Here is a 15445-nt window from a genome sequence, read left to right as displayed (position 1 = left end):
TGAAGACTTCGTTACCACGACGACAATGACCAATCCGGGAGAGTAAGTATGTCCGCTGAACACGTTTTGACGATGCTGAACGAACACGAAGTGAAGTTTGTTGATTTACGCTTCACTGATACCAAAGGTAAAGAACAGCACGTCACTATTCCTGCTCATCAGGTAAATGCCGAATTCTTTGAAGAAGGCAAAATGTTTGACGGCTCCTCAATCGGTGGCTGGAAAGGCATTAACGAATCAGACATGGTTCTGATGCCAGATGCGTCTACTGCTCTCATCGACCCGTTCTTTGAAGAGTCTACCCTGATCATCCGTTGCGATATCCTGGAACCAGGTACGCTGCAGGGCTACGACCGTGACCCGCGCTCCATCGCTAAACGTGCTGAAGAGTATCTGCGTTCTACCGGCATCGCAGACACCGTTCTGTTCGGGCCAGAGCCAGAATTCTTCCTGTTTGACGACATCCGTTTCGGCGCAACTATTTCCGGTTCCCACGTGGCTATCGATGACATCGAAGGCGCATGGAACTCTTCCACCAAATACGAAGGTGGTAACAAAGGTCACCGTCCAGGCGTGAAAGGCGGTTACTTCCCGGTTCCTCCGGTAGATTCTTCTCAGGATATCCGTTCTACCATGTGTCTGATCATGGAAGAAATGGGCCTGGTTGTTGAAGCGCATCACCACGAAGTGGCGACTGCTGGTCAGAACGAAATCGCGACCCGCTTTAACACCATGACCAAAAAAGCGGACGAAATTCAGATCTACAAATATGTCGTTCACAACGTCGCTCACCGTTTCGGTAAAACCGCGACCTTTATGCCAAAACCAATGTTTGGCGATAACGGTTCCGGCATGCACTGCCACATGTCCCTGTCCAAGAACGGCGTAAACCTGTTCTCCGGTGACAAATATGCAGGTCTGTCTGAGCAGGCGCTGTACTACATCGGTGGCGTAATCAAACACGCTAAAGCGATCAACGCCCTGGCTAACCCGACCACCAACTCCTACAAGCGTCTGGTCCCGGGTTACGAAGCACCGGTAATGCTGGCTTACTCTGCCCGTAACCGTTCTGCGTCTATCCGTATCCCGGTAGTTGCTTCTCCGAAAGCGCGTCGTATCGAAGTGCGTTTCCCGGACCCGGCTGCTAACCCATACCTGTGCTTCGCAGCGCTACTGATGGCTGGTCTTGACGGTATTAAGAACAAGATCCACCCGGGCGAAGCAATGGACAAAAACCTGTACGACCTACCGCCGGAAGAAGCGAAAGAGATCCCACAGGTTGCTGGTTCTCTGGAAGAAGCACTGAAAGAACTGGATCTGGACCGCGAGTTCCTGACCGCAGGCGGCGTGTTCACCAATGAAGCGATCGATGCGTACATTGCGCTGCGTCGCGAAGAAGATGACCGCGTGCGTATGACTCCGCACCCGGTAGAGTTTGAGCTGTACTACAGCGTTTAATCGTTTGAGTTGCCGTGGAACTTTTAGCCTGCTCAGGCAGGCTTGAGATCGATGGTGAATGATAGGACGCCTGATGGCGCAAACTTATCAGGCCTGGAGGGTAACATTACCTTGTAGGCCGGATAAGGCAAAGCCGCCATCCGGCATCTATGTTTGCCAGTCATCTGTAGCCCATCCCCGGATGGGCTTTTTTCTCCACTAACAACCTGCTTTTTCGCGCTTTTTTGATGTAAAAAGCTATAATGCACTAAATTGGTGCAACACTTTTCAGGAGACTGCTGAATGGCAACCGGCACGCTGCCCGATGCTGGGCAGATCCTCAATTCTTTAATCAACAGCATCTTACTCGTCGACGATGAGCTGGCTGTACATTACGCCAACCCGGCGGCACAGCAGTTGCTCGCCCAAAGCTCCCGCAAACTGTTTGGTACACCGCTTCCCGATCTGTTGAGTTATTTCTCCTTAAACATCGGACTGATGCGAGAGAGCCTGGAAGCAGGCCAGGGCTTTACGGATAACGAAGTGACGCTGGTGATAGACAGCCACTCACATATCCTCTCTGTGACCGCTCAGAGGCTGCCTGATGGCCTTATCTTGCTGGAGATGGCCCCTATGGATAACCAGCGCCGTCTGAGTCAGGAACAGCTCCAGCACGCTCAGCAGATTGCTGCCCGCGATCTGGTGCGTGGTCTGGCACATGAAATTAAAAACCCGCTGGGCGGATTACGCGGTGCGGCGCAACTTCTCAGTAAAGCGCTTCCGGACCCGGCGCTGACCGAATATACCAAAGTCATTATTGAACAGGCGGACCGCCTGCGTAATCTGGTCGACCGTCTGCTGGGGCCACAACAGCCCGGCATGCACATCACGGAAAGTATTCACAAAGTGGCGGAACGCGTGGTGGCGCTGGTCTCGATGGAGCTGCCGGAAAACGTCACGCTAATCCGGGATTACGACCCAAGTCTGCCCGAATTACTGCACGACCCGGACCAGATCGAGCAGGTTTTGCTGAACATCGTACGCAATGCTTTGCAGGCGCTGGGACCGGAAGGCGGCGAGATCATTCTGCGCACCCGCACCGCGTTTCAGCTCACGCTACACGGCATGCGTTACCGTCTGGCGGCACGAATTGATGTAGAGGATAACGGTCCAGGTATCCCCTCGCATTTGCAGGATACGCTGTTCTACCCAATGGTTAGCGGTCGCGAAGGCGGTACCGGCCTTGGATTATCTATCGCCCGTAATTTGATTGATCAACATTCCGGCAAAATTGAATTTACCAGTTGGCCGGGTCATACCGAGTTCTCGGTTTACCTGCCTATCAGGAAATAAGGTGACGTTTATGCAACGAGGAATAGTCTGGGTCGTTGATGACGATAGTTCCATCCGTTGGGTGCTTGAACGTGCGCTCGCAGGGGCAGGGCTAAGCTGTACCACATTTGAAAGTGGTAAAGAGGTACTGGACGCGCTGGCCAGCAAAACGCCGGACGTGCTGTTGTCAGATATCCGCATGCCGGGTATGGACGGCCTGACGCTGTTAAAACAGATTAAACAGCGGCATCCGATGCTTCCGGTCATCATAATGACCGCGCACTCCGATCTGGATGCTGCCGTCAGCGCCTATCAGCAAGGAGCGTTTGATTATCTACCCAAACCTTTTGATATTGATGAAGCTGTGGCGCTGGTCGAGCGCGCCATCAGTCACTATCAGGAACAGCAGCAGCCGCGCAATGTTCAGATTAACGGCCCTACAACCGACATCATCGGCGAAGCGCCAGCAATGCAGGACGTTTTTCGCATTATTGGTCGCCTATCCCGGTCTTCAATCAGCGTATTGATTAATGGGGAGTCAGGAACCGGTAAAGAGCTGGTCGCCCATGCGTTGCACCGTCATAGCCCGCGCGTCAAAGCGCCGTTTATCGCGCTGAACATGGCGGCAATCCCGAAAGATTTGATCGAATCTGAGCTGTTTGGCCACGAGAAAGGCGCGTTTACCGGGGCGAATACCATTCGTCAGGGGCGCTTTGAACAGGCAGACGGCGGTACGCTGTTCCTCGATGAAATTGGCGATATGCCGCTGGACGTGCAAACGCGTTTATTGCGCGTATTAGCCGACGGACAGTTTTACCGCGTTGGCGGTTACGCGCCCGTAAAGGTAGATGTACGCATTATCGCCGCCACGCACCAAAACCTTGAACTGCGCGTACAGGAAGGCAAATTCCGTGAGGACTTATTCCATCGTCTGAACGTCATCCGGGTACATCTGCCGCCACTGCGCGAACGTCGGGAAGATATCCCCCGCCTGGCGCGTCATTTCCTGCAGGAGGCAGCCCGCGAACTGGGGGTGGAAGCCAAACAATTACACCCGGAAACTGAGGCTGCGCTCACCCGTCTGGCCTGGCCAGGTAACGTGCGTCAGCTTGAGAACACCTGCCGCTGGTTAACCGTCATGGCCGCCGGGCAGGAAGTACTGATTCAGGACTTACCAACCGAGCTGTTTGCAACCTCTGTGCCAGACGCACCGTCCCATATGCAGCCGGATAGTTGGGCGACGCTATTGGCACAGTGGGCGGATCGGGCATTACGCTCCGGTCATCAAAACTTGCTTTCTGAGGCCCAACCAGAGATGGAGCGTACGCTATTGACTACCGCGCTACGTCATACCCAGGGGCATAAACAGGAAGCGGCACGCCTGCTCGGTTGGGGTCGTAATACCTTGACGCGTAAGCTAAAAGAACTCGGAATGGAGTGATATATCGTCACTGTGTAAAGATTAATAATTGAGCGCAAATAGCTGCTATTTTGCGCTTTACTGTTCCGATGAGTTAAGTATGATCGTGCCCGACTAACGGGGGGAAGTCATCATGCTGGAATCAATCATTAATCTGCTGTCGAGCGGTGCGGTCGAAAGCCATACGCCACAAACTGCGGTCGCCGCAGTATTGTGCGCAGCGCTGGTTGGACTGTTCAGCTAGCGGGTTCGCCGGGTGGCGCTTCGCTTACCCGACCTACGTATTGAGATTTTCGTAGGCACGATAAGCGAAGCGCCACCCGGAAAAGCGTTAAATCACCCGCGAGAATTGCTGCATCCGTGCTTTCTGGCGCAGATACGCATCGAAGCACATGCAAATATTACGGATCAGCAGACGGCCCTTCGGCGTGACCTGAATCCCCTTCTCATCGACATCCACCAGCCCATCCTTCGCCAGCGGTGCCAGCAGTTTCAGGTCTTCGGCAAAATAGTCAGCGAAGTTCAGATCCCATTGCTGTTCCACAGTGGCATAGTCGAGGCGGAAGTTGCAGATCAGGAGCTTAATAACATCCCGACGAATGCAGTCGTCACGGGTCAGGGCAATTCCGCGCCACAGCGCGTCCCCCTGCTCGTCTACCTGCTGATAATAGTGCTTCAGCTCTTTCTGGTTCTGCGCGTAGTTGTCACCAATCATACTAATGGCTGACACGCCCATTCCCAGCAGATCGGTATCACCCTGGGTGGTATAACCCTGGAAATTACGATGCAGCACACCCTTACGTTGAGCAATGGCCAGTTCGTCATCCGGGCGGGCAAAGTGATCCATGCCAATGAACTGATAGCCAGTTTCGGTCAGTGAAGAGATGGTTTCCTGCAGGATATCCAGCTTCTGCTGCGCGCTGGGCAGGTCGGCATCTTTAATTTTGCGCTGAGCGGCAAACAGCGTCGGCAGGTGCGCGTAGTTAAAGACACTCAGTCGGTCTGGATTCAGCTCAGCAACGCGTTTCAGGGTGAAGGCGAAACTTTCTGGCGTCTGTTTTGGCAAACCATAAATCAGATCGATATTCGTTGAAGTAAAACCGATCTCACGCGCATGATTCAGCAGCGCAAAGATGAATTCCTCATCCTGCTCACGGTTCACCAGGCGCTGAACTTCTTTATTGAAGTCCTGCACCCCCATGCTCAGGCGGTTAAAACCTTCAGCGCGTAAATGATCGAGCACATCCAGCTCAATTTCTCGCGGATCTACTTCGATCGAGATTTCAGCGTCGTCGTTAAAGTTAAAGTTGCCACGCAGCAGCGACATCAAACGACTGATTTGCGCTTTATTCAGGTACGTTGGCGTGCCGCCGCCCCAGTGCAGCTGACTGACATGGCGTCCGGCGAACAGCGGTGCGCGATGAATAATTTCTTGTTCTAAAACATCGAGGTATTGGTCGGCTTTATGCTGCTGGCGAGTCACGACCTTGTTACAGCCGCAGAAATAACACAGCTTGTGGCAGAATGGGATGTGAACGTACAGCGAGAGAGGACGCTCAGGATAACGCGCCACGGCCTTTAGAAATGCCTCAGTGCCGTAGTCTTCAGAAAACTCCAGCGCGGTCGGGTACGAGGTATATCGTGGCCCGGAATAGTTATATTTCTGGATCAGGGCCAGGTCCCAGTCTATTAACTGCTCTGACATGCTCACTCCTTCCGATGGCGTCTCTGGCGGGTACGGCGTACCGACTTAACCCCAGTACGGGTGATAAGTCGGTTGCGCAGCCACTTCTGTCGCCGCGACAACCGCTGTAGTTTAACGAATAACCACACCAGATAACATATAACCGGAAGGGTTATAAGCAGGACGGGAAGACCCACGGTGTAAAACCGTTAGTTGCCGCCTTTCAGCAGGCGCATCATGTCTTCCTGCTTTTCTTCTTCTTCCTCTTCTTCCTCGTCATCGTAAGAAAGACCCAGCTTTTGCATCAGCTCATCAATGCGATCCAGCTTGGCATCAACCCAGGACTGATCTTCCGCGCTCAGGGTTTCTCCTGCTTCAAGACGCTCCAGCAGCGCATCCAGGCGCTCATCCGTTTCCAGTAAATCCAACTCAGCCTGTGGTGAAAGCATAGGTTTCTCACTCTTCGGTTTGTGCTGTTTGGTGACTTTTTCGGTCACGCCCAATGGAATGGGGGTTTTGCTGCCAATACGAGGATCTTTTTGCTTATTTTGGTTTCCGCCACCAGATGCGCCTTCGCTACCGGACGCACGGCTACCTGCCGCATGACCACGGTGTTTTTTCTGGCGCTTACGGTCGCGAGCTTCCTGGTTAATTTCTTCGCGTGTTTTACGACGCGCTTTTGCAGGACCTTTACCGCGTGGTGTAGAAGTTGGTTTCATCATGATTCGTCTTTGGCTGTTTTTATTCAGTATATAATTGCGCCGGAATCTAGCAGAAATAAAGAAAAAAGGCGACAGAGTAATCTGTCGCCTTTTTTCCTGACTCTCAACCCTTACGGGCTCTACAATCCCTGTTGGCTATCAACACACCCTGTTTTTCCCTTAGCCTCTAACATTCCGTGTTGTTTCCATTTCCTTTTACTAACGTCTCCGGACGTTTGTCTTCCTGACAATCCTGTGTCTTCGCCTCCTGGCGCTCCTGACCCTCATCCTGAGTCGTCTATCCTGTCAGCTTCCTCGCTATGGACGCTACTTTACCGTTTTGGTTTAAACGTACAAGTAACCTGGGTAACAATTTCTGATTTTAAGAATAGCGCCCAAATGTAACCATATGATTTATTTTAGTTCTGTCATTTTTTACTCTGTCATCTCGTATAGAAACTGTCGGCAATGTCTCACAAAGCGCGAGGTTTTTACTTACATAGCTCACTCGTCGAAAAACCAGCCTTTTGCTGGGGTTCAGGTATAATCGCTGCAAAGCCCTGATTGATGGAGAGGACTGCTTTGACTAACTTGAATTATCAACAGACGCACTTTGTGATGAGTGCGCCTGATATTCGCCACTTACCTTCCGATACCGGTATCGAAGTGGCTTTTGCTGGCCGTTCCAACGCAGGCAAATCCAGTGCGCTAAATACCCTGACGAATCAAAAAGGTCTGGCGCGTACATCTAAAACGCCGGGTCGTACTCAGCTCATCAACCTGTTTGAAGTCGTTGACGGCAAACGCCTGGTCGATTTGCCAGGATACGGTTATGCCGAAGTTCCAGAAGAAATGAAGCGTAAATGGCAACGCGCGCTGGCTGAATATCTGGAAAAACGTCAGAGCCTGCAAGGTCTGGTGGTACTGATGGATATTCGTCACCCGTTAAAAGATCTCGATCAACAGATGATCCTGTGGGCAGTTGAGAGCAACGTTCAGGTTCTGGTACTGCTGACTAAAGCAGATAAGCTGGCCAGCGGTGCACGCAAAGCGCAGCTGAATATGGTACGTGAAGCCGTACTGGCATTTAATGGTGATGTGCAGGTAGAAGCATTTTCATCGCTGAAAAAACTGGGTGTGGACAAACTGCGGCAAAAACTGGATAGCTGGTTTAGTGAACTGGCACCGGTTGAAGAGGTGCAGGAAGAGGAATAACTCACCGATATGCCGGATGACGCCGCTGCGCGTCTTATCCGGCCTACAGCATGTGCAAAACTTTTCTTTCGCACAATAAAAAACGCCCCAGTCATTACTGACTGGGGCGGCTAAAATATTCAGCCAAATCCGATTACGTGAAGTAAAAGGTCTGAAAGATAGAACATCTTACCTCTGTACCCTACGAGAATAACTTTACTCTTTTTTGAGCAGCTCAGAAAGCACTTTTTGTAATTTTTTTTCATTCCTTACATAGGGAATTTTAATGGACATCACAAAAAGCTCTCTCTTATGTTGCTTAGTTACGAAAAAGGGGCGTTATTAAGTAAACCCTTAGTGCGCCTGATCCCAGTTTTCACCACTCCCGACTTCCACCAGCAACGGCACGTCAATCTGGGTCTCGTTTTCCATCAGTTGGTGGATCTTTTTAGAGACGCTTTCCAGATCATCTTTGTGCACTTCAAACACCAGTTCATCGTGTACCTGCATGATCATGCGCACGCGCGGTTGCTCGGTTTGCAGCCATCCATCCACGGCAATCATGGCTCGTTTGATAATGTCTGCAGCAGTTCCCTGCATCGGGGCGTTAATGGCCGCACGTTCAGCACCAGCGCGACGAGCACCATTACTGGATTTAATATCCGGTAAATAGAGACGGCGACCTTCCAGCGTTTCTACATAGCCTTGCTCTTTCGCCTGCGCGCGGGTGCGTTCCATGTATTCCAACACACCAGGGTAGCGTTCAAAGTAGAGATCCATGTACTTCTGTGCTTCTTTGCGCGGAATATTCAACTGGCGCGCCAAACCAAAGGCGCTCATCCCGTAGATCAAACCGAAGTTAATGGCTTTAGCGCTGCGGCGTTGCTCGCTGGTCACGGAATCAAGAGGTAAACCAAAGACTTCTGCCGCCGTTGCGCGGTGAATGTCTTTCCCTTCGGCAAACGCGGTAAGCAGACCTTTATCACGTGAAAGGTGCGCCATGATACGCAGTTCAATCTGTGAGTAGTCCGCAGAGACAATCAGGTAGTCTTCTGGCGCAATGAACGCCTGACGAATACGACGACCTTCATCATTACGTACCGGGATGTTTTGCAGGTTTGGATCCGTTGAAGACAAGCGCCCGGTGGCAGTAACCGCCTGATGGTATGAGGTGTGCACGCGCCCGGTTTTCTTGTTAATCATCAACGGAAGCTTATCCGTATAGGTCGACTTCAGTTTTGCTAAACCACGATATTCCAGGATCACTTTCGGCAATGGGTAATCCAGCGCGAGCTCTTCCAGTACCTCTTCCGACGTTGATGGCGCGCCGCCAGGGGTTTTCTTCAACGGCTTAATACCCTGCTTTTCAAACAGGATAGTTTGCAGTTGCTTAGTGGAAGAGAGGTTAAACGCTTCTCCGGCGATCTCGTGCGCTTTTTGCTCCAGCTCATTCAAACGCAGCGTCAGCTCTTCTGAATGCTTGTGCAGAACAGCCGGATCGATTTTCACACCGTTGCGCTCAACGCGAGACAAAACCGGCACCAGCGGCATATCGATATTTTCAAAGACGTTCAACGGCCCTTTATGCTGCTGCAATTCTGGCCACATTTTCAGATGCAGCTGTAGCGTAACGTCGGCGTCTTCCGCAGCGTAACGGCCAGCCTCTTCCAGTGCTATCTGGTTAAAGGTCAGCTGGTTTTTGCCTTTTCCGGCGATCTCTTCAAAGGTGATGGTTTTATGTTTCAGCCAGCGGTCCGACAGGCTGTCCATATCGTGTCGTCCAGCGACGCTGTTAAGAATGTAGGATTCGAGCATGGTGTCAAAGGTGATGCCGCGCAGCTCGATGCCATAGTTCGCCAGGATGCCGCGATCGTACTTCAGGTTTTGCCCGACTTTGTGCGCGTTCTCATCTTCCAGCAGCGGCTTTAGCAGCTCCAGCGCACGGTCACGCGCGATCTGGTCAGGGGCATCCAGGTAATCGTGGGCAACAGGAACATACGCCGCCACACCCGGTTCAATGGCAAAAGACAGGCCAACCAGATTCGCGGAAATGTTGTCCAGGCTGTCAGTTTCAGTATCGAAGGCAAAGACAGGTGCTTTTTTCAGCTTAGCGATCCACTCTTCCAGCGTCGTTTCGTCCAGAATCGTCACATAGTTTTCATACGAAAGAACCGTGGCCGGCTCCTCAGGCGTTTCATCGACGACAATAGTTTCTTGCGGTTTTGCCGCCGGTTTCGTCCCTTTCGCCTGTAGCCATTTACCCGCTTCAACGTCGGTAACCCAACGTTTAAATTCATACTGTTTAAACAGGCCAAGCAGTTCTTCTGCAGCGGGCTGACGCACTTCCAGCTGCTCACAGGTCAATTCCAGCTCAACATCGGTTTTGATGGTAGCCAATTGATAAGAGAGGTACGCCACCTCTTTGTTCTGCTCAAGTTTGCCCGCCATGGTTTTCGCACCACGGAAGGTCAGCCCCGCTATTTTGTCTGATTCGGCATAGAGGGTATCCAGCCCACCCAGCCCCTGCAGCAGTGCCTGAGCGGTTTTTTCGCCTACGCCTGGAACGCCAGGAATGTTATCTGAGGAATCCCCCATCAGCGCCAGGAAATCGATGATCAGTTCCGGCGGGACGCCGTACTTATTTACCACTTCATCCGGGCCGAGGATCGTATTGGTCATGGTGTTGATAAGGGTGATATTCGGCGTCACCAACTGAGCCATATCTTTATCACCGGTGCTAATCAGCACCGGGCGACCGATCTTCTCTGCTTCCCGCGCCAGCGTACCGATAACATCGTCCGCCTCCACGCCAGAAACAGCCAACAGTGGCAGCCCCATCGCCTTTACCATCGCATGCAGAGGTTCAATCTGCGCACGCAGATCGTCCGGCATCGGTGGGCGGTGAGACTTATAATGTTCGAATAATTCATCACGGAAGGTTTTACCCTTGGCGTCGAATACCACCGCTGCATGGGTTGGTTGATATTGTAGAATCAAGCTACGCAGCATGTTGAGGACACCGTACATCGCGCCCGTAGGTTCTCCTGCGCTGTTAGTCAGCGGTGGGAACGCGTGGTATGCGCGATACAGGTAAGATGAGCCATCTACAAGGATAAGTGGGTTTTCTGGGATCTGAACCATAATGTCCGTGCCTGTTTATCAGATTATGGATAAAGGATGCCACAGACAGGATAAAAACATGAGTTTTTCGCCGCATTTGTCGAAAAACTTTTGCAGTTCTTCTGCTTTGCTCGCAAACACGGCTGTGGATAACTTTGTGAGTAAATAATTTTCAGTTCTTTAAATATAGCAAGGCAATTAGTGCTTCATTGTATTTATATATATTTTTCATAAACTTAATTTAGCTCGCAGCATTTTATTCCATTTTTACAGCTTATATCCTGATGTGGATAGATATTCTCTTTTTTTCTATTCAGGGAAGATCCATCATTTGGTTCGTTTTCTGATAAAATCAGCCCCTTGCGCCTCTTTCGCGCACTGTCTATGGCTAACCTTTTGAATAATTTAATTATGACGAGAATACTCGCTGCGATAACGCTGTTGCTGAGTATCGTATTGACCATATTGGTCACAATTTTTTGTTCTGTGCCGATCATCCTTGCCGGGGTTGTGAAACTCCTTTTGCCCATTCCTGTCGTCTGGCGCAAGGTTTCTGTCTTCTGTAATTTCATGATGTACTGCTGGTGTGAAGGTCTGGCGCTACTGCTGCACCTTAATCCACGGCTGAAGTGGGATGTTGAAGGACTGGAAGGTCTTAGCAAGAAAAACTGGTATCTGCTCATTTGTAATCATTACAGCTGGGCCGATATCGTTGTGCTTTGCGTTCTGTTACGTAAGCACATCCCGATGAATAAATATTTCCTCAAGCAGCAGTTGGCCTGGGTGCCCTTTATTGGCCTGGCTTGCTGGGCTCTGGATATGCCGTTTATGAAACGCTATTCACGTGGCTATCTGCTTCGCCATCCGGAACGCCGTGGTAAAGATGTCGAAACGACGCGTCGTTCCTGCGAGAAATTTCGTGCGCACCCGACAACCATTGTGAATTTTGTCGAAGGTTCGCGGTTTACTCATGAGAAGCGTGAGCAAACCCGTTCTCCTTATCAAAACCTGCTCCCACCCAAGGCGGCCGGTATTGCGATGGCATTAAATGTGCTGGGGTCACAGTTCGATAAAATGCTGGATGTCACGTTGTGCTATCCGGAAAACAGTAGCCGACCGTTCTACGATATGCTGAGCGGTAAGCTAACGAGGATTGTCGTGCGGGTGAATCTGGAGCCAATCCATGAAGAGTTACACGGTGATTACGTGAACGATAAGGCATTCAAGCGCCGCTTTCAGCTGTGGTTGAATACGCTGTGGAGTGAGAAAGACGCGCAGCTCGACGCGATTAAAGCCGCAAATAAAAAAGCCGGTCAGTGACCGGCTTTTGCTTTTACTTCTGACCGACCAGGTATTTCACGGTATCCGCATACTGTTGTACAAAGATATCCATGCTGCTGGTATCCATGCCCTGCGGGTTGACCTGATATTTGCCATTCACGAACATCGCCGGAACGCCCTGCAGCTGTAAATCAGCCGCTGCTTTTTCCTGCTGTGCCACGAGAGATTTCACTACGAAGCTGTTCCATGCCGCATCATAGTCTTCGCCTTTAATACCCGCATCGACAAACACTTTACGGATATCAGCAACAGACTGAACGGTCTGGGTTTTCTGAACCCCTTCAAACAGCGGAACAGTGACCTGATCTTCAACGCCCAGCGCCATTGCAACCGCCCATGCCTGCGTCAGATCTTTGCCCAAAGGCCCGAGAAACTCGACGTGGTATTTGGTCATCTTGGTGCCTTCCGGCAGTTTTTTCTTCACGTTATCAGACACATGAAGCACTTCTTCAAACTGGTAGCAGTGCGGGCAGTAGAAGGAGAAGAACTCCAACACTTGCGGTTCACCCGCAACAGGCTTCTCCAGGGTGATGTATTGTTTACCATCCTGGAACTGCGCTGCAGATGCGCTAAAAGCTAAGACCATACCAGCCAGCGCCAGCCATATTTTTTTCATGTTCAAGTTTCTCCGATTAATACATTGGCGTTAATTGTAAGGGGGGCTCTTGCAGAATTTTTGCCTGCTCAATAAAGGTCGCGGTCTGACGATGCCAGTAATCTTCCCCGGTTAACCACGGGAAGTTTTTTGGGAACGCAGGGTCAGCCCAACGTCGAATCAGCCAGGCAAGATAATAAACTAAACGCATAGCGCGTAAAGGTTCTATCAGTCCGATTTCAGAGATGTCGAACTCACTAAACTCTTCATAAGCCTCGATAATGGTTTCTAGCTGCATGCGTTGTTCAGCTTTATCACCATTGAGAAGCATCCATAAATCCTGAATAGCCGGACCATTGCGGGCATCATCTAAATCGACAAACATCGGGCCATCGCGCCACAGAATATTACCGGCATGACAATCACCGTGCAGGCGTAACGCAGTAAAACGCGTATGCCAGCGTTCGGTAACCACCGCGATAAGCGCATCCGTTGCCTTCAGGAAAGCCGCTTTTTGCCCTGATGGGATAAGCTGTGCGTGTTCAAAAACTTTACGCGGTTCAGTCAGGTATTCTTCAAGGCCAATCGTCGGTCGGAAGGTAAAAGTACGCTTGCATCCGGTCTGGTGCATACGCCCGAGATAGCGCCCCACCGCCTCCATCTGATCGATGTTGTCGGCTTCAAACTGTCGTCCACCGACGCTGGGGAAGATCGCAAAATGGAAACCCTGATGGCTTAACAGCGTTTGGCCGTTCAGTACCAACGGCGCAGCTACCGGGACTTCATCGCTTACCAGTTCCAGAGCAAACTGGTGCTCTTCCTGGATCTGATCGACAGACCAGCGTTCAGGGCGATAAAACTTAACAACAAAGCGTCGACGGTCTTCGTCCTGGAATTGATAGACACGGTTTTCATAGCTGTTAAGCGGGGTAAGCCCGGAGTCCACCCGGATCCCCTGCTCAAACAGTGCATCCATGATGGTATCCGGGTGTAGCGTCTGGAAATTAAAAGCGTTGTCGTTCATCCCATCATCCGGAAAATACTACGAATGATTCAGGATATCATTTCGCAGCGCTTTCGGTGGCGGCGATTACAAGCTTTTACTCTTTAATTACGCCACGAGCGCGGAGTAGTGCGGTTTTAAAATCTTCTTCATAATCTTTCTGAATACCTGGGATGACAGCATCCTTCGCTGAGTCTCGCATTTTCAGGTGATAGATCAGAATGTCATCAGTTAAATCCGCCAGTTCGCCGTCAAAACCTGACTCTTGCGCCAGTTTCTGCAAAAATTGCATCAGGTTAAGATCGGGTTCCTTCTGCCAGGCAGGCTGGAGGAGTTCAATAACTTCATTCAGACGTTTACATTTCATGGTTGTGCTCCTTAGGCTCAATACAGATACGTTAGCAGGGTCAATCCCACATTAAAAGAGGCGATATCAGTGATTCTGGATAGTGCAATAACAGGGGTTGTGCTGGCTGGCGGTAAGGCCAGACGGATGGGTGGGACCGATAAAGGTCTGCTTGAACTGGACGGTAAACCTCTTTGGCGGCATGTGGCCGACATTCTCGCTTTGCAGGTCGAAACCGTGGTGGTGAATGCCAATCGCCACCGGGATATATACCAGCAAAGCGGCCTGAAAGTTATTCCTGATTCCTTGGCCGATTTCCCTGGCCCACTGGCCGGGATGCTATCGGTATTCCTGCAGCAAACGGGGGAGTGGTTTCTGTTTTGCCCGTGCGATATGCCCTATATTCCTCACGATCTGGTCGCTCGTCTAAAAGAGCAACGTAAAGCTGCACCCGTTGTCTGGGTGCATGATGGGGAAAGAGATCACCCAACCATTGCGCTGATGCACCGCTCTATGCAGCCTTTGCTGCAGGATTATCTTCAGTCCGGTGAACGACGCGTTATGGTCTTTATGCGTCTGGCTGGCGGTCATGCTGTCGATTTCAGCGATCATAAAGATGCGTTCGTAAACGTGAACACCCCCGAAGAGCTCGCAAAATGGCAGGAAAAATCATGATCCCATTACTCGCCATTGCGGCATGGAGCGGCACGGGAAAAACCACGCTGCTCAAAAAGTTGATCCCGGAACTACGTGCCAGAGGTATACGTCCCGGATTGATTAAACATACTCATCACAATATGGATGTCGACAAGCCCGGTAAAGATAGCTATGAACTGCGCAAAGCCGGTGCAGCACAAACGCTGGTCGCCAGCCAGCAACGTTGGGCATTAATGGTAGAAACACCGGAAGAGCCCGAACTGGATTTAGCGTATCTGGTAAGCCGGATGGATGCAGCGACGTTGGATCTAGTGCTGGTTGAAGGGTTTAAGCATGAACCTGTCGCTAAGATCGTGCTTTTTCGTGACGATTGCGGGCATAGTCCTGAAGAATTGGCGATAGACGAATATGTTATCGCGGTTGCCAGTGATGTTCCGCTGGCGGTGGATGTTCCATTGTTAGATATCAACGACATACAGCAACTTGCTGATTTTGTTACGCAATGGATAAGATGGTAACCGTGGTGTTGTGATGAGCCTGATGCGCTGCGCTTATCAGGCCTACAAAATACGTTCAGCCCGGCCCCTGTAGGCCGGATAAGGCGGCACGCCGCAT

Annotated in this window: 16 protein-coding genes and 1 pseudogene; 8 read left to right on the top strand and 9 right to left on the bottom strand. The window is 51.1% G+C overall.

The genetic code is table 11. The annotated features are described in order from the left end of the window. Positions 1 to 48 precede the first annotated feature (48 nt). The 4 genes from glnA to OGY09_RS00540 all read left to right on the top strand — a co-directional run bounded on the left by glnA (position 49) and on the right by OGY09_RS00540 (position 4433). Positions 49 to 1458: a glutamate--ammonia ligase gene (glnA, locus tag OGY09_RS00555; protein ID WP_008786987.1), complete on the top strand. Its 1410-nt coding sequence runs from the start codon at positions 49 to 51 to the stop codon at positions 1456 to 1458. Between the two features lie 282 nt (positions 1459 to 1740). Then, entirely contained in the window at positions 1741 to 2790 is a 1050-nt protein-coding gene (gene glnL / locus OGY09_RS00550; RefSeq protein ID WP_008786986.1) for a nitrogen regulation protein NR(II), read from the top strand. Positions 2791 to 2800: 10 nt separating this feature from the next. Then, on the top strand, positions 2801 to 4210 hold the full coding sequence (glnG, locus tag OGY09_RS00545; RefSeq protein ID WP_032945661.1) for a nitrogen regulation protein NR(I): 1410 nt from the start codon (positions 2801 to 2803) through the stop codon (positions 4208 to 4210). Between the two features lie 112 nt (positions 4211 to 4322). Beyond that, complete coding sequence (locus OGY09_RS00540) at positions 4323 to 4433, top strand: YshB family small membrane protein (RefSeq protein ID WP_020996121.1); 111 nt, start codon at positions 4323 to 4325, stop codon at positions 4431 to 4433. A gap of 87 nt (positions 4434 to 4520) precedes the next feature. On the opposite strand, the gene hemN is transcribed toward OGY09_RS00540, so the two are convergent. From hemN to OGY09_RS00525, 3 genes and pseudogenes are all read right to left on the bottom strand, one after another. Further along, a complete protein-coding gene (gene hemN / locus OGY09_RS00535; RefSeq protein WP_032945550.1) occupies positions 4521 to 5894 on the bottom strand; it encodes an oxygen-independent coproporphyrinogen III oxidase in 1374 nt (457 codons plus the stop codon). A 188-nt stretch (positions 5895 to 6082) separates the two neighbouring features. Next, positions 6083 to 6592 carry a Der GTPase-activating protein YihI gene (gene yihI / locus OGY09_RS00530; protein ID WP_003028627.1) on the bottom strand — a complete coding sequence of 170 codons (510 nt, stop codon included), beginning with the start codon at positions 6590 to 6592 and terminating at the stop codon, positions 6083 to 6085. A gap of 169 nt (positions 6593 to 6761) precedes the next feature. Then, a pseudogene (locus tag OGY09_RS00525) lies at positions 6762 to 6947 on the bottom strand (hypothetical protein). A 209-nt stretch (positions 6948 to 7156) separates the two neighbouring features. Here OGY09_RS00525 and yihA point away from each other — a divergent pair. After that, positions 7157 to 7789 carry a ribosome biogenesis GTP-binding protein YihA/YsxC gene (gene yihA / locus OGY09_RS00520; protein WP_071845249.1) on the top strand — a complete coding sequence of 211 codons (633 nt, stop codon included), beginning with the start codon at positions 7157 to 7159 and terminating at the stop codon, positions 7787 to 7789. A gap of 119 nt (positions 7790 to 7908) precedes the next feature. Here yihA and spfP read toward each other — a convergent pair whose 3' ends face one another. From spfP to OGY09_RS00510, 3 genes are all read right to left on the bottom strand, one after another. Beyond that, positions 7909 to 7956, bottom strand: a complete 48-nt coding sequence (gene spfP / locus OGY09_RS25335) for a small protein SpfP (RefSeq protein ID WP_071892919.1) — start codon at positions 7954 to 7956, stop codon at positions 7909 to 7911. A gap of 166 nt (positions 7957 to 8122) precedes the next feature. Beyond that, positions 8123 to 10909 (bottom strand): DNA polymerase I, encoded by a 2787-nt coding sequence (gene polA, locus OGY09_RS00515; protein WP_032945548.1) that lies wholly within the window; start codon positions 10907 to 10909, stop codon positions 8123 to 8125. 215 nt (positions 10910 to 11124) lie between these two features. Next, on the bottom strand, positions 11125 to 11460 hold the full coding sequence (locus OGY09_RS00510; RefSeq protein WP_223849085.1) for a hypothetical protein: 336 nt from the start codon (positions 11458 to 11460) through the stop codon (positions 11125 to 11127). Between OGY09_RS00510 and yihG the strand changes: the two genes are divergently transcribed. Then, the gene (gene yihG, locus OGY09_RS00505) at positions 11345 to 12208 is read left to right on the top strand and encodes a 1-acylglycerol-3-phosphate O-acyltransferase, YihG family (protein ID WP_225624899.1); all 864 of its coding nucleotides are present in this window, start codon (positions 11345 to 11347) and stop codon (positions 12206 to 12208) included. The two genes, OGY09_RS00510 and yihG, sit on opposite strands and share 116 nt — an antisense overlap. Positions 12209 to 12221: 13 nt before the next feature. Here yihG and dsbA read toward each other — a convergent pair whose 3' ends face one another. The 3 genes from dsbA to OGY09_RS00490 all read right to left on the bottom strand — a co-directional run bounded on the left by dsbA (position 12222) and on the right by OGY09_RS00490 (position 14194). Next, positions 12222 to 12845, bottom strand: a complete 624-nt coding sequence (gene dsbA / locus OGY09_RS00500) for a thiol:disulfide interchange protein DsbA (protein WP_003028621.1) — start codon at positions 12843 to 12845, stop codon at positions 12222 to 12224. A gap of 16 nt (positions 12846 to 12861) precedes the next feature. Next, a complete protein-coding gene (locus OGY09_RS00495) occupies positions 12862 to 13848 on the bottom strand; it encodes a serine/threonine protein kinase (RefSeq protein ID WP_032945546.1) in 987 nt (328 codons plus the stop codon). A gap of 76 nt (positions 13849 to 13924) precedes the next feature. Then, a complete protein-coding gene (locus tag OGY09_RS00490; protein WP_003028616.1) occupies positions 13925 to 14194 on the bottom strand; it encodes a YihD family protein in 270 nt (89 codons plus the stop codon). 69 nt (positions 14195 to 14263) lie between these two features. Here OGY09_RS00490 and mobA point away from each other — a divergent pair, with 69 nt between their 5' ends. Next, on the top strand, positions 14264 to 14848 hold the full coding sequence (mobA, locus tag OGY09_RS00485; protein ID WP_003028614.1) for a molybdenum cofactor guanylyltransferase MobA: 585 nt from the start codon (positions 14264 to 14266) through the stop codon (positions 14846 to 14848). Continuing rightward, the gene (gene mobB / locus OGY09_RS00480; RefSeq protein WP_122973819.1) at positions 14830 to 15348 is read left to right on the top strand and encodes a molybdopterin-guanine dinucleotide biosynthesis protein MobB; all 519 of its coding nucleotides are present in this window, start codon (positions 14830 to 14832) and stop codon (positions 15346 to 15348) included. The genes mobA and mobB overlap by 19 nt, the downstream gene beginning before the upstream one ends. Positions 15349 to 15445: the final 97 nt, after the last annotated feature.

This window comes from Citrobacter sp. Cpo071 (genome assembly GCF_030332765.1).
GTDB classification, from domain to species: Bacteria; Pseudomonadota; Gammaproteobacteria; order Enterobacterales; family Enterobacteriaceae; genus Citrobacter; species Citrobacter portucalensis.
Note: the sequence above shows the minus strand (reverse complement) of the source record. Positions and strands in the feature narration are given on the sequence as shown.

Excerpts from the sequence above, each read along its gene's own strand:
- glnA (WP_008786987.1), top strand. The coding sequence starts at position 49 with ATGTCCGCTGAACACGTTTTGACGATGCTGAACGAACACGAAGTGAAG.
- glnL (WP_008786986.1), top strand. The coding sequence starts at position 1,741 with ATGGCAACCGGCACGCTGCCCGATGCTGGGCAGATCCTCAATTCTTTA.
- glnG (WP_032945661.1), top strand. The coding sequence starts at position 2,801 with ATGCAACGAGGAATAGTCTGGGTCGTTGATGACGATAGTTCCATCCGT.
- OGY09_RS00540 (WP_020996121.1), top strand. The coding sequence starts at position 4,323 with ATGCTGGAATCAATCATTAATCTGCTGTCGAGCGGTGCGGTCGAAAGC.
- hemN (WP_032945550.1), bottom strand. The coding sequence starts at position 5,894 with ATGTCAGAGCAGTTAATAGACTGGGACCTGGCCCTGATCCAGAAATAT.
- yihI (WP_003028627.1), bottom strand. The coding sequence starts at position 6,592 with ATGAAACCAACTTCTACACCACGCGGTAAAGGTCCTGCAAAAGCGCGT.
- polA (WP_032945548.1), bottom strand. The coding sequence starts at position 10,909 with ATGGTTCAGATCCCAGAAAACCCACTTATCCTTGTAGATGGCTCATCT.
- OGY09_RS00510 (WP_223849085.1), bottom strand. The coding sequence starts at position 11,460 with ATGAAATTACAGAAGACAGAAACCTTGCGCCAGACGACAGGAATGGGC.
- dsbA (WP_003028621.1), bottom strand. The coding sequence starts at position 12,845 with ATGAAAAAAATATGGCTGGCGCTGGCTGGTATGGTCTTAGCTTTTAGC.
- OGY09_RS00495 (WP_032945546.1), bottom strand. The coding sequence starts at position 13,848 with ATGAACGACAACGCTTTTAATTTCCAGACGCTACACCCGGATACCATC.
- OGY09_RS00490 (WP_003028616.1), bottom strand. The coding sequence starts at position 14,194 with ATGAAATGTAAACGTCTGAATGAAGTTATTGAACTCCTCCAGCCTGCC.
- mobB (WP_122973819.1), top strand. The coding sequence starts at position 14,830 with ATGGCAGGAAAAATCATGATCCCATTACTCGCCATTGCGGCATGGAGC.